This window comes from Bacillota bacterium (assembly GCA_040757085.1).
Classification (GTDB): Bacteria; Bacillota; Sulfobacillia; order JACIYH01; family JACIYH01; genus JACIYH01.
This window is the reverse complement of the sequence record JBFLXJ010000024.1, coordinates 75580-88106: the sequence shown is the minus strand read 5'-3', so window position 1 is coordinate 88106 and position 12527 is coordinate 75580. Positions and strand designations below refer to the sequence as shown.

General features: G+C 66.0%; 14 protein-coding genes. 10 read left to right on the top strand and 4 right to left on the bottom strand.

From position 1 onward, the window contains the following. The first annotated feature begins 68 nt into the window (after nt 1-68). The 4 genes from AB1446_09965 (at nt 69) to AB1446_09950 (ending at nt 3682) form a co-directional block, all read left to right on the top strand. Nucleotides 69-1289: a tyrosine-type recombinase/integrase gene (locus tag AB1446_09965; protein MEW6547223.1), complete on the top strand. Its 1221-nt coding sequence runs from the start codon at nt 69-71 to the stop codon at nt 1287-1289. Beyond that, nucleotides 1286-2212, top strand: coding sequence for a tyrosine-type recombinase/integrase (locus tag AB1446_09960; protein MEW6547222.1), 927 nt, complete (start codon nt 1286-1288; stop codon nt 2210-2212). The genes AB1446_09965 and AB1446_09960 overlap by 4 nt, the downstream gene beginning before the upstream one ends. After that, the gene (locus AB1446_09955) at nt 2209-3198 is read left to right on the top strand and encodes a tyrosine-type recombinase/integrase (GenBank protein MEW6547221.1); all 990 of its coding nucleotides are present in this window, start codon (nt 2209-2211) and stop codon (nt 3196-3198) included. Before AB1446_09960 ends, AB1446_09955 begins: the two co-directional genes overlap by 4 nt. Before the next feature lie 142 nt (nt 3199-3340). Beyond that, nucleotides 3341-3682, top strand: coding sequence for a hypothetical protein (locus tag AB1446_09950; GenBank protein MEW6547220.1), 342 nt, complete (start codon nt 3341-3343; stop codon nt 3680-3682). A 496-nt stretch (nt 3683-4178) separates the two neighbouring features. On the opposite strand, the gene AB1446_09945 is transcribed toward AB1446_09950, so the two are convergent. Then, nucleotides 4179-5096, bottom strand: a complete 918-nt coding sequence (locus tag AB1446_09945; protein ID MEW6547219.1) for a polysaccharide deacetylase family protein — start codon at nt 5094-5096, stop codon at nt 4179-4181. 274 nt (nt 5097-5370) lie between these two features. Between AB1446_09945 and AB1446_09940 the strand changes: the two genes are divergently transcribed. Together AB1446_09940 and AB1446_09935 are read left to right on the top strand one after the other, a co-directional pair. Beyond that, nucleotides 5371-7362, top strand: coding sequence for a tetratricopeptide repeat protein (locus AB1446_09940; GenBank protein ID MEW6547218.1), 1992 nt, complete (start codon nt 5371-5373; stop codon nt 7360-7362). Beyond that, nucleotides 7335-7580, top strand: coding sequence for a hypothetical protein (locus AB1446_09935; protein ID MEW6547217.1), 246 nt, complete (start codon nt 7335-7337; stop codon nt 7578-7580). The genes AB1446_09940 and AB1446_09935 overlap by 28 nt, the downstream gene beginning before the upstream one ends. Nucleotides 7581-7759: 179 nt before the next feature. Here AB1446_09935 and AB1446_09930 read toward each other — a convergent pair whose 3' ends face one another. The 3 genes from AB1446_09930 to AB1446_09920 all read right to left on the bottom strand — a co-directional run bounded on the left by AB1446_09930 (nt 7760) and on the right by AB1446_09920 (nt 9448). After that, a complete protein-coding gene (locus AB1446_09930) occupies nt 7760-8626 on the bottom strand; it encodes a hypothetical protein (protein ID MEW6547216.1) in 867 nt (288 codons plus the stop codon). Further along, a complete protein-coding gene (locus AB1446_09925; protein ID MEW6547215.1) occupies nt 8623-9159 on the bottom strand; it encodes a PH domain-containing protein in 537 nt (178 codons plus the stop codon). The genes AB1446_09930 and AB1446_09925 overlap by 4 nt, the downstream gene beginning before the upstream one ends. A gap of 142 nt (nt 9160-9301) precedes the next feature. Continuing rightward, on the bottom strand, nt 9302-9448 hold the full coding sequence (locus AB1446_09920) for a hypothetical protein (protein MEW6547214.1): 147 nt from the start codon (nt 9446-9448) through the stop codon (nt 9302-9304). Between the two features lie 229 nt (nt 9449-9677). Between AB1446_09920 and AB1446_09915 the strand changes: the two genes are divergently transcribed. The 4 genes from AB1446_09915 (at nt 9678) to AB1446_09900 (ending at nt 12463) form a co-directional block, all read left to right on the top strand. Then, nucleotides 9678-10295, top strand: a complete 618-nt coding sequence (locus tag AB1446_09915; GenBank protein ID MEW6547213.1) for a hypothetical protein — start codon at nt 9678-9680, stop codon at nt 10293-10295. 777 nt (nt 10296-11072) lie between these two features. After that, on the top strand, nt 11073-11354 hold the full coding sequence (locus tag AB1446_09910) for a hypothetical protein (GenBank protein MEW6547212.1): 282 nt from the start codon (nt 11073-11075) through the stop codon (nt 11352-11354). Next, nucleotides 11351-11791, top strand: coding sequence for a GntR family transcriptional regulator (locus tag AB1446_09905; GenBank protein MEW6547211.1), 441 nt, complete (start codon nt 11351-11353; stop codon nt 11789-11791). Before AB1446_09910 ends, AB1446_09905 begins: the two co-directional genes overlap by 4 nt. Nucleotides 11792-11797: 6 nt before the next feature. Continuing rightward, entirely contained in the window at nt 11798-12463 is a 666-nt protein-coding gene (locus AB1446_09900; GenBank protein ID MEW6547210.1) for an ABC-2 transporter permease, read from the top strand. Nucleotides 12464-12527 lie beyond the last annotated feature (64 nt).

The following is a 12527-nucleotide window of genomic DNA, read 5'->3' as shown; positions in this document are numbered from 1 at the left end:
CATAATTTGCCGGCCCTCGCAGGAACACATCCTGGCCGAGGTTCGGATTGCCGAGGGGGGCATGGTCGATGTGTAAACCGTTCGGGATCCACGTCTCCGGTCCATTAGAACCGTTCGTTTCTGGGTTCTTGGAGGAATTGGCTCGACAGGGATATTCACCGTGGTCGGCGACCTCTTATCTGGTCGTAATGAGGCACCTAAGCCGTTGGCTGGGCGATCAGGCCTGGGCTGTGGCGGAACTGACACCCCAGCGGGTGCAGGAGTTTGCAGCCGAGCGGCGGGTGCGCGGTTATGCGAAGGGACGCTCAAACGGCGGAATGCTAGAGGTGCTAACGAGCTATCTCCGTAGCATTGGTGCTGTGCCCGAGGTGATGTCGCTCGTTCCCGAGACACACCTGGCGCGGGTTTTGGACGACTTCACCACGTATTTGGTCAGTCAGCGCGGCTTGGCCCAGCGGACCACTCGCTGGTACCGGTACGTGGCGCATCAGTTCTTGTCTACTTGCGGAATCAGCGAGGGCGTGACCGGATACGGCTTTGAAGGCTTGATGACCGATAAGGTCACTGCGTTCATCCTTGCGGAGTCCAGGCGTCGTAGCGTAGGATCGCTCCACAACGTGGCGGTTGCTCTGCGGGCATTTCTGCGCTTTCTGTACGTGCAAGGTCACACACCATTGTCGCTTGCGGATGCAGTGCTGCCTGCTCCAACTTGGCGTGACACCAGACTGTCGCGCGCCTTATCCGAGCAACAGGTAGCGCGACTACTCGCCAGTTGCGACCGCGAAACCACTGCGGGTCGCCGCGATTTCGCGATTTTGACCCTGCTGGCCCGGCTCGGCTTGCGATCCAAGGAGGTGGCATCGCTGACGCTAGATGATGTCGACTGGCGTAACGGAGAGATCCTCGTGGCCGGTAAGGGCAATCGCCACGATCGGCTCCCACTACCAGTTGATGTCGGCGAGGCTCTGGCCGATTATTGTCACAAGGCTCGTCGCGGCGGCAGTTGCCGCGCCCTGTTTCTGCATGTGCGGGCGCCCTATGCTGCCCTGTCGAGCGCTTCTATTAGCAGCATTGTAACGCGGGCCTGCGGCCGGGCAGGACTACCACCTGCGGGTGCACACCGGCTTCGACATAGCGCGGCGACGGCAATGCGTCGAGCCGGTGCGCCGTTGTTGGAGATCGGCCAGGTTCTTCGACACCACCGTCTAACGACCACTGCCCATTACGCCAAGGATGACCACGATGCCTTGGCCAGTGTCGCCCGGCGATGGCCAGGTGGTGCGGTATGATCGATCTTCGTCAGCAAGTCAGCGACTATGTTGCCCTGCGGCGCTCTCTTGGGTTCAAACTTCGCGGCCACGACCGGCTTCTGACCGACTTCGTTGACTACCTGGACCGCATGGGAGCATCCACGGTGACCAGCCAGCTAGCGCTGGCCTGGGCCACCAAACCAACGAACGTGCAGCCGCTTTGGAGGAAGAAGCGACTCTCCGTGGTGTGCGGTTTCTCCCGTTACCTGCATACGCTCGATCCGTCCGTCGAAGTGCCAGTGCCAGATCTGCTAGCGTATCGGTACCGACGCCCGACGCCGTACCTATATTCGGAAACTGAGATCGCGAGTCTCATCGATGCCGCTGGCACGTTGAGCCCGCCATTGCGAGCAATGACCTATCAGGCTTTATTCGGGTTGTTGGCCGTTACCGGGATGAGACTAAGCGAAGCCATCCGCCTGGATCACGATGACGTCGATCTTGACGCGGGTTTGATTCGGATCCGGCAGACCAAGTTCAATAAGCCGCGACAGTTGCCGCTGCACCCCACCACCATCGCGGCTCTTAAGGAGTATGCGCAGCAGCGGGCCAGGCTAGGCGGCAAGCCGAGGGTACCAAGCTTCTTCGTGTCCACCCGCGGAACTCGTCTGATCGACGCCTGCGTGCGTCGCGTCTTCGCACAACTCATCGCGCGCGTCGGCCTCCAACCCCGCGCCGGATCAGGCCGGCCGCGCATCCACGACCTGCGGCACACCTTCGCAGTGGCCACCCTGCGTGATTGGTATCAAGCCGGAACGGACGTCACGAGCAAGCTTCCGCTCCTGTCCGCCTATCTCGGACACGTCGACCCAGTATCCACCTACTGGTATCTCCAGGCGGCCCCCGACCTACTGGTGTTGGCGGCAGAGCGAATCGGGCACGCGAAGGGGGCATTGCGATGAGTAACCTCGCACCCATCCTAGAAGCCTTTTTCACCGAACGGCTCCTCACTCAGCGGCAGGCCAGTCCGCGCACCGTGGCCGCCTATCGGGATACCTTCCGCCTACTGCTTAACTTCGTCCACGAGCAGATCGGAAAGGCGCCTTCTCAAGTCGACATTGCTGAACTTGATGCCCCACTGATCGGCGCTTTCCTCGACTGGCTTGAGCATGACCGGCATAATGGCGTCCGCACTCGCAATGCTCGTTTGGCAGCGATTCACTCGCTGTTCCGCTATGCCTCCTTCCGTCACCCCGAGCATGCGAACGTGATCCAACGTGTACTCGCCATTCCATCAAAGCGCTACGAGCGCTCGACGATTGACTTCCTTAACCAGGACGAGATTGACGCGTTGCTCGCTGCAATCGACCGTACCAAATGGACGGGCCGGCGGGACTACGCCCTGTTGGTCCTCGCTATCCAAACAGGGCTGCGGATCAGCGAGTTGACCGGGCTCGTGGTCGGAGACCTCGAGCTGGGGTCCGGAGCCCATGTACGGTGTCACGGAAAGGGGCGCAAGCAACGAGCGACCCCCTTGACAACTCGGACGGTTGCTGTGCTACGCGTCTGGCTTCGGGAGCGGGGCGGTTGCCAGACTGATCCGGCTTTCCCGACCCTTCGCGGCGGGCCTCTCAGCTCCGATGCGGTGCAATGGCTACTCGCTAAATATGCGTCCTTAGCCGCCCAACGCTGCCCATCGTTACGCTCCAAGAAAGTGTCGCCCCACGTGCTCCGCCACACCTGCGCGATGAACCTACTTCACGGCGGCGTCGACCCCACCGTAATCGCGCTCTGGCTGGGACACGAAAGCGTCCAGACCACTCAGGTCTACTTTCATGCCGACCTGGCCCTCAAAGAAAAAGCGATCTCTCGCGCAGCTCCGCCTAACACAAAACCTGGTCGCTACCGCCCTCCCGATAGGTTGCTCGCGTTTCTTGAAGGCCTGTGATTATGCCGAACACCTAATCCTTCCGGGCGGTCCGGCGCCCGGCCTTCACCCTACCACTCGGCATAATCGTGGGCTCGGCATAACGTGAGTTATGCCGATATCGGTATAACTCACCAACTTCAACATGGATTCCGCCTCGCCCATGGCCCTCATCTTGGTGGGCCAGACGGAACTACGCCACCGCTTGAAGCTGCAAACCTTCGAGGCCATTGCCCAGAGGGTGAGTATCCGCTACCACTTGGCCGGGCTCACGGAGCAGGAGACCAGGGAGTACGTGCTGCACCACATGAAGGTTGCGGGAGCCTCAAGGCCCATCTTCTCCGACGAGGCACTCAGCCTGATCTACCACCACTCCAAGGGCATACCCCGCCGGATCAACAACCTGTGCACCACCTGCCTCATCGACGGCTACTTCCAGGAGAAACCCATCATCGACGAGGTCACCGTGAGGCGGGCTGCTCAGGAGTTCGAGGACGATTCTTAGCTCCTTGGGTACCCGGCCGGTCTGGCCAAACGGCGTGGCAAGAAGCGGTTCAGCCAACGGGAACCACACACAATTATTGGGACAGCACCGCCCAGGCCAACCACAGAGTTAGGACGAAGAAGGGTGCCAGTAGAAGCAACCCCAGCATGCGCCGGCCCCGTTGTACGGCGAAGCTGGCACCAACGAACAGGAGGGGCAGAAGGAGACCGACACCCCTGAAACGCGGTGTGTTTCCGAGATACCAGGAAAACCCCAGGATCAACACCGCGCCGACGTGCAGCCATACTGGCTGGCACCGGATGATCCCGCAGACTGCCGCCCCCATTGAGGCAACAATTGCAGGCCACCCCAACACGACCTGCGCCCAGCCACCGAACATGGCCTTCACCCCACCCTCATCCATACCCTGCCACGTATTCGCCCAACCCGTCAAGGCGTACTCCGCTTGGGGCAGGTTCCGGGCCACGCAGGCAAGTCACAGCCGAACAACACCCAGTTAGCCAACCAACGTGAAAAAGCATCGGTCAGATAATGTTAGCGACAACACTCTGAGCACGAAGTGCCGCCAGGTGAACCAGGAGGTGTGGGGGAAGACCAGGACCCTGGGCAGGGCGTAGCGCTGGAGGTCGGGCGGCAGGCTGGGGCCGGGCCTGGTGGTGAAGGCCAGGCGGAACCCTGCCTGCCGTGCGAGTTGTGCTGTTTCGCTGGTGTAGGCGCGGTAGGGGTAGGCGAGGGCGGTGGGGAGGTAGCCCAGGTGCTCGGAGATGGCGCGTCGGGAAGCCTTCAGGTCGGCGAGCACCTGCTCCGGGGGCGAAGCGACCAGGGCGGGGCTGGGGAAAGGGTGCCCTGGGACGAAGTGGTGCATGTCGTGGGTGTGGCTTTGGAAGTCGACCAGGCCGCTTTCGTACATCTCGCGGACCTGAGACCAGGTGAGGTAGGTGATCGCGGCTGGGTCGGGATTAGGCGGGCTCTTGCCCGCCAGCGAGGTGATGAGGAACACGGTGGCGGGGAAGTGGTATCGTTTGAGCACGGGGAAGGCGTAGCGGTAGACGCTTTCGTAGCCGTCGGCGAAGGTGAGCATCACCGCCCTGGGTGGGATGGCCTGCTTGCGGTCGAGCATGTTCTCGAACTGGGTGAGGGTTATGACGCGGTCCCCGTGGGAGGCGAGGTACTGCATTTGGGCGGCGAAGTCTTCCACGGCGAGGGTGGCCCCGTTGAGCTTGTGGGCCGTATGGAGGAACCGCTCGGGCACCAGGTGGTGGTAGACCAGGCAGAGGGGGTGCCAGGGCTGGGCCGAGGCGAGGGGAGGGCGGGTGAGGAGGCCCAGGCCTGCTGCGGCCAGGGCGGTGATGGTGAGCCAGGCGGCGAGCGGGAGCTTTGCCCGGGAGACCAGCGGATTCCCGGGGGCTGGCACGTGATCACCTCCGGTGTGCTGGCAGGAGCATAATAGTTCTGCCGGCAGTTGGGGTCAACGGCGCGGCCGCGTGCGGGCGAGGGCGGCTGCCTGGCGCGGGGCGCGTGCCTGCGGCCCTCGGTTTCTTTTGCCCGGGTCGCTTCTTTTGGGAGGGTCGGGGTCCTTTTGGGGCTTGAAGGTAGTGTGGCGGGGTGGTAGGGTCGCGTGGGGACCTGTCCGCGGTCCGGATTGCGGAGCGGTGGCGGTGAGTCAAGCGCCTCGGGGAGGCGGTCGTGTGCTGAAGAGGCTGGGGCTTTGGGTGGCGCGGGCGCTGGACGTGCTGGGGTGGAAGTCGGTTTCCCGGTCCCTGTTCGCCAGGCTCGCCCGCGCTGGGGATGGGGAGCACGTGGTTTACTGGGCGGCGTGGGAGCGGATGCGGAGGGGAGACGTCGGGGGAGCCGAGGGCCTCTTGCGGGGCGGGTTCGCCGGGCGTGGTTCGCCGAAGGTGGGGAGGCTGCTCGTGCACCTGCTCCTGCGTCAGGGGAGGTACGGAGAGGCGTGGCAGGTGGCTGCTGACATGCAGAGCCGCGACCCCGGCAATCCCTGGCTCCTGCTTTTGCTCGGGGATCTGCACGCTTATTTTGGCGGCGATGGGGAGTTTGCTGCCGGGTGCTACGAGCGGGCGCTTGAGGCGGCGCGAGCCTGGCGTGGTTGGGGAAGTCCCCTGAAGGTCGTGTACAAGCGGCTGGCGCGGCTGTACTGGTCGCGGGGTGATCTGGGCAGGCTGGTGCCCCTGCTGGAGGAATTTGCTTCCTGGCGGGCGTCCAACTTCTACGCGAGCGGCTTTGAGATGCTTTACCGGGCGCACCTGGCGCTGGGGAATGCGAAGCGGGCGAAGGAGGTGCTGCTCTGGGGCCTGCGGGAGATGCCGCGCAGTTCCAGGCTCAGGGCCCTGGCCCGGGAGGCGGGGCTGGAGGGTGGCCTGGCGGTTCCGGGGCCTGCTGGCGTCTCCACGGAGGGAGGGAGAACCTGTGTGCGCACGCGCCTGCTCACCGAGGTGGACGACCCGGTGGCGGCGTTGGGGGAGCACGTGCGGTCGGTGGGGCGGTCGGACGTGGTGGCGCTTTCTTCGTGCGTGGCGGGGGTGATGGAGGGGAGGTTTCAGATGGCGGGTGCCATCGCTCCATGCCTGACGGCGCGGGTGCTCTCGCGGTTTGTGGACCAGACCGACGTGCCCTTCGGGGGGATGGCCCCTCTGGCGAGCCCGCTTGCCATGCAGGTTCTGGTGGAGGAAGTGGGGACGGTGCGGGTGTGGCTGGCGGCGTTGGCGGGGGTGGTGGGGAAGCTCCTGGGGCGGAAGGGCTGGTTCTACCTGGTGGCGGGGCCGCAGTCGGCGCTGATCGACGACGTGCCGGGGAGCCTGCCTCCCTATGACTACTACGTGATCATGGGTCCGGCCGACCCCCCTGGCCTGGCGCAACGCATCGCGGACGCGCTGGGGTGTGAGGCGGCCATAGTGGACGCCAACGACCGTCAGGTGGCCTGGGCGGTGGGGTGTTCGCGAGGGGTGGACCGCCGGCGGCTGGAGGCGCTCATGTCGGACAACCCGGCGGGGAATCAGGACCAGCAGACGCCCATAGTTATCGTGCGGGGTGCGTGCCGGGAGCAGGTGGTGTGGGGAGGGGCGCAACGTCGGGCGGGGGCGGTTGCCGTGGTCGGTGCCGGCAGGCTGGCGCAGCTGTGGGCGCAGGGCGTCGCCCTGCGCCGGGGAGGGGTGCCGGCCGGGGGCCTGGGGCTGGCTGTGGTGGTGGTGCTGGTGTTCCTCGTGGTGCACGGGTTGTTCTGGCGTATCCCTCACGCGCCGGGCCCCCGGGCCCCCGCGGTACCTCGTTCCCGTCCCGTGCAGATGAGGAGCCAAGGGGAAGGCCCGTGGTCAGGCAGGCGGGTGCGCATGCTTATGTACCACAGCATTGCGGCGAGGGGGGGGCCGGCTAGCGGGGCTGTACGTCACGCCCGGGAGTTCCGGGAGGGGGTAGGTATTACAGGAAGGGGTCGGCCGGGCTTTTGGGAGTCCGTCCCTGCCTCCTGCCTCCCCGCTTGTGCACTTGCCGTCGATGGTACTGGCGATGAGGTTCCCGGTTCCCCGCGGATGGCCTGTGGCATGGCATTGGCTGGGATCGGTCGGGAGCCGGAGCGAACTTGCCCTGTCGCCGGGCGTCTGGCAACGTGGTATGCGGGCGGTAAGGCGGACAGAGCACAGTGGTGGAGATTGCACCGCCGATTATAGCCGACTTCGACAACCCGCCTGATGACGAAGAGCTGCTGGACGTTCCCCCATTTGACGATGAGGAGGTTATGATTGTGATCCGGGCCGCGAACAGGAGGTTTGAGCCGCCCCCGTGGATGATTGACTGGGTCAGGTTGAAGTGCTCGGGGAAGCGAAGTTGCTTGACGGACCAGGCGAAGCGCGCCGGCGAGAGGCGAGAGTTGGGCAAGCTTGGGTGAGTTCGATGGGTCGTATCAGTCTGGGTTGGGAGGCGAAAGGTGGCCTCGGGTACTTTAGGCAGGCGCCATGGCTCGCGGGGGTGAGTGTAGCGTGATCTCGTCCAGCAGCCGGGAGGCCTCCCGTCGGAAACGGCGCAGCGACCACATGTTCCCCTTGCTCACGCTCCCCATCCCGTCCCTCAGAACTCCGTGCGCGGCCCCGGCCCCTGCCAGAGGACCTGTTCCCGCGGGCGTTGACCGCGCAAGCCCTCCCGGTATATGCGCTCAAGCACCAGTACCAGCAGCAGGGCGGAAGCCACGAGGGTCAGGTTCGCCCCCATGGGCCCCAGCTTCCCGATCTGATACAGCACGGCACCCACGTTCAGCAGGGCATGTAGCAGCACCGCCCCCGCGTATCCGCCGAGCACCGCCGCCACCGCCCCCACCCGCCGGCCGTGCAGGCTGGCTTCCGCATAGCGCAGGGCGCGGGAAATGCCACGCAGAGCCACTGCCGTCATGGCCCCGTGGCAGAACATCACCACCAGCCTCTCGTTGATGAAGCCCCCGAAGTAGTACACGGGCAGGCCCGCGTGCAACCCGGCCCGGGCGACCCCCCACGCGATCCACCAGGCCTCACCCAGGCCGAACCCCAACCCGATGGCGAGGGCCAGGTGGACGAGGCCGCTGCGGCCCGCGGTTGCGGCACGCCCGCCGCCGGCTTCGCCCCTCCCCCCGCGCATGCCGGGCACGAGCAGCGCCCGGATACCGGGCACCGCCAGGGGGAGCAGCTTGACCGCCTCCTCGGTGAGCGGCGGTATGGGGTGAACCAGCAGCAGGAACCACCAGGGCAGGGCGGAGATGGACGCCAGGGGGACGCCGGTCAGGCTCTGCAGCCCCAGGTACAGGGGACGCTTGACGAAGAAGTTAACCAGGGGGCTCAAGGGAAGGGCCATGAGCACGGGCAGGAGGACAATCCACCTGCGCCCGGCCGACCACCAGAGCACTGCCGCCCCCACCGCGCCGAACAGGGATACCACCAGGGCCGCCCACCAGATACCGTGCATCACGCCTCTCCGCCCCCGAGGCGGTCGAGTCGCCGCCCGAGATCGGCCAGGAATGCCTCCTCGTCCGCGGGGGTGATCCCGTACTTGCGACGCTCTGTCTCCAGCAGGATGATCCCCTTCAGGGCCCGGGTGGCGCACATCACCACCCTGCCCGCGTCGGCGTAGATAACCTCTCCCAGGGCAAAACCGGGCAGACGCAGGCTGGACCAGGGGGAAAAGGCCAGGTCCCGCTTGACAACCCGCCGGACTTCCGGCAGGGAAACCGCATACCGGAAGGGACCGCAGCGGAGGAGCAGGCGGCGGTCGTCCAGTTCGTACCGCATGCTGGACATCCACACGGCCATGAGCAGGAATGCCCCTCCCACGCCCACCGCCAACAGGCCGGTCAGGAGGACCACGACCCGCGCCGGCCCCGGCATGTCCCCCGGGACGCCGACCGCCCACACCGTCTGGCCCACCCCCTCCAGCAGCAGGACCGCTCCCGGAACGCCCAGCCACACCCGGCCCCACGACCTGCTCGGTCGGTACACCCTCACCCCCTCACCCCCGCCCATCATATCACACCCCTGAACCCAACTTGAACACCGGGCTTGAAATGAAGCGGGTCCGCAGGGGATGTTTCTCACCACGGACCCGTCCGGCTGGAAATGGCAGGATCAGGTGTTGGAAGCTGGGGGATCAGTTGGGTAACAGGAGCGTTGGCGGCGGTGTCACCCCCAGGATGGAGAGGACCTCCCTCTGCTCGGGCCCCGGCCGGGTCACGCTGACCACCCGCTTCCCCGCAAAGACCTGCTCCACCGCCTTGATCCGATCCAGGATCTCCACCATCCGGCGCCCGGTGCGCAGAGAAGCCCTGGCCCGTTCCAGGCCTGCTCCCTTTGCTCCGCGTCGGGGATCGCTTCCGCCCGAGCCACCTCGGCTGCCACCCTCCTGCGGGAGAGCACCTCGAACCACTGCTCGAAGAGGTAGGCCAGAACGCAGATGAGCACGTGGGCCCTCACCCGGTCGGCGTTGTAGTGATAACCCCGCGGAGCAGAACGAGAGGCACATGGTGGTGCTCGTTGACGTGCTCCGCGACTTGGGTGTGGTTCCGCTGCCGTCGCTCGTTTCAGTTGTGGTGCTTCCCCGGCCCGAGGTGGTGGTGGAGGGGTACCGGCCCGAGTTGGGGTATCATCTCGTGCGCGTGGACCGGCTGCGCGCGTTTATCGAGGAGCGTCGGCGGCTGCCCGCGGCGCCGTGCGGTCCTGCAGGGGAGCTGGTGGGCAGGCTGCTCCGGTACCACGTGCCGGCCGAGCTGGACGTGTACGCGAGGTACGGCATCGACCCGAAGGAAATGGTGCCGTTGAAGGAGCGGGTGCGGTTCGACCCAGATTTGCGGGGATACCGGTGTGCTTTCTGCGGGTCGAAGATGGTCCTGCTGAAGAATCGGACGGGTCTGGCCTGGGGGTGTTCGAGCTATCCGCAGTGCCGCAATCTGGTCCCGGCCTCTGTGGTTGTCCAGGTGGGCCAGGAGGCGGCGGAAGGACAGAAGAGCAAGGGGCTTCTGGCGGCGCTCTTCGGCCCGAAGTTGAGGGTTTGTTCTTCCTGCGGGTCGGTGCTGGAGTGGCGGGACGCGCGGGGCGGGGCGTGGTACTGCCCGAACTCGCGGCTGTGCGGGTACCGGCCGAGGTGAAGCTGGTTCTGCGCCTGTCCGGCGGCTGGCCTGCACCCGGGCTGTCGAGCGGGCGGAGGCGGGAGCCGCGGCGGCTCGCTCTGTCCCGGGGCGAGGGCTGAGCCGGCAGTGCAGGCGGCTCCGCCCTGGTCTGGGGCAGTGGGTGTCCGGGCGGACGCCTCGGGTCGCTCGGGCTGGTTGCGTCCGCTCTATCTTCGAGGAGCGCTCGGAGGGACGTTTCGGCGGAGTGGGCTCGGTGCGGGCGGACGTTGTTGGCGCCGTGCGTGAGGTGCTGTCGACCGTGCCGGTGGGCTAGATCGGGAGTTTTCCTCCCGCCTTGTACGCGGTCGCGGGGCATGTGCTCCTGCCCCCGCCGGGTATCGGCCCCGACTTGAACGCGTCCTCGTTGTTGGGGTCTGGTGGACGGTCTCTCCTGTCCCGGTTCTGCCGGGCAGCGGGTTCGGCTTGTGATTCGTGCCTCGCTTGAGTGCCGGGTCTTCCGGGTCCAGGATGGGCGGGGCGTCCTGCTGGTTGTGTTGACCCGCCTGGGCGTCTCCCGCGTGCTGGCCGGGTCTTCCCGCCGTTCGGTTGCGCGCTGCTGGTGGGATCCTACTCGGCCAGTGCTGGTCAAGCCGGATGTGCCGGCGTTGGCGGCAGGAGTGCTGGGATGCCCGGGTGTAAGAGAGGGTGTGGGCCGGGTGGAGCCCGGCCCTGCTGTTTCTGCGGGCGGGTGTCCTGCAGCGTGGGTGCGGCCCGGGGCGTCTTGTTGTATGGAGGGTGCGGAAGGGGGCTGGCGAAGTGAATAAGCTTGTCGCAGGCGTGGCGGTAGTGGTGCTGGCGCTGGCGGCCCTGTGGCTGGCGGGGTGCCGCGGTGGTGCGGAGGTGGGTTCGGGCGAGCGGTTGCCTGGGGTCGTCTGGCCCCTCTGGCCCCCGGGTTTTGCGGGAGTGGCGGAACGCCTGCGCCTGGTGCCACCGTTACCCCCCTTGCGAGCGTGCCCCGTTTCGGTTATACTGTGTATGTCCGTTATGTACAGACCTTCGGCCGACATAGGTCTTCGTGCCGGGAGGCACTGCGCTTGATCTTTGTTTCCCAGACCAATCCCCAGCCCCTGTACCGGCAGGTGGTCGAGCAGATCAGGGCCCGCATCCTGAGCGGGGATCTGCCGCCCGGTACCCTCTTGCCTTCCGTGCGCCAGCTAGCCGCCGACATCTCCGCCAGCGTCATCACCACGCGGCGCGCCTACCTGGAACTCGAGAGAGAGGGGTTGATCACCACGCGACCCGGCCTGGGCACCTTCGTGGCTCAGATCTCCGGTCAGCGCAGGAGGGAGATGGCCATGGGTATGCTGCGCGAAGAACTGGAAAGGTTGGCAGCACGGGCCCGCGAACTGGGAGTACCCCCGCAGGAACTGGTAGACCTGGTGCGGGCGGTCGCCGCCGCGGACAACCCGGAAGTGTGCACCGCCGATGGCGAGCGGGAAACCGGGGTGCCCGGCACCGGGAAGGATCGGAGGTAGGGAGGCATGATCCGGCTCGCTCTTTGCGACCTCACCCTCCAGAGGCGCTCCCTGTTCGCCCAGCTGCCTGTCCTGGCGGTGGTCGCGGCGGTCTTCATGACGATGGAGGAAGGGTTCCCGGGCATCCCGCCCGTCGTCATCGGCATGGGGGCATGGACCTATGCCGTGCGAGCGGCATACGAAGACGACAAATCCGAGATGTGGGTCTTCCTGCGAGCGCTGCCCATCCCCCCGGCTCAGATAGTAGGGGCCCGGTTCATCTCCAGTGCCCTGGTGGTCTTTCTGTTCGCTCTGCTGGTCGCCTCCCCCCTGCCGCTCCTGGCGACCCCCAACGCGAGGTCGTGGTGCTGGGCCATCGCCATCGGAGTCGCTATGGGCATGATGATGACCGCCCTGTTCCAGGTCGTGTACTACCGCTTCGGGTACCGGGCGGCGTCCACATGGTTCCGCTATGTCTTCCTCGTCTTCTTCATCCCCGTTCTGGTGCCGTGGGCACGGCTCAAGGACAACCCCCTGGCCGAAAGGATGGCGGCCCACCTGATTGCCGGCGTAACGTGGCTGGCGGCCCATCCCGCGGCGGGCGCTGTCCTGGCTGCTGCCCTGATCCTACTCTTCTACCTGGGTGCCTGGGGCTACGCCTGCGCGGCATTTGCCCGCAAGGAACTCACCTGACGCGCCTGGGAAACAACGGGGGGCGCTCAGCAGTCCCCCTCCCGGCAACGGTCGCTCCTGAAGG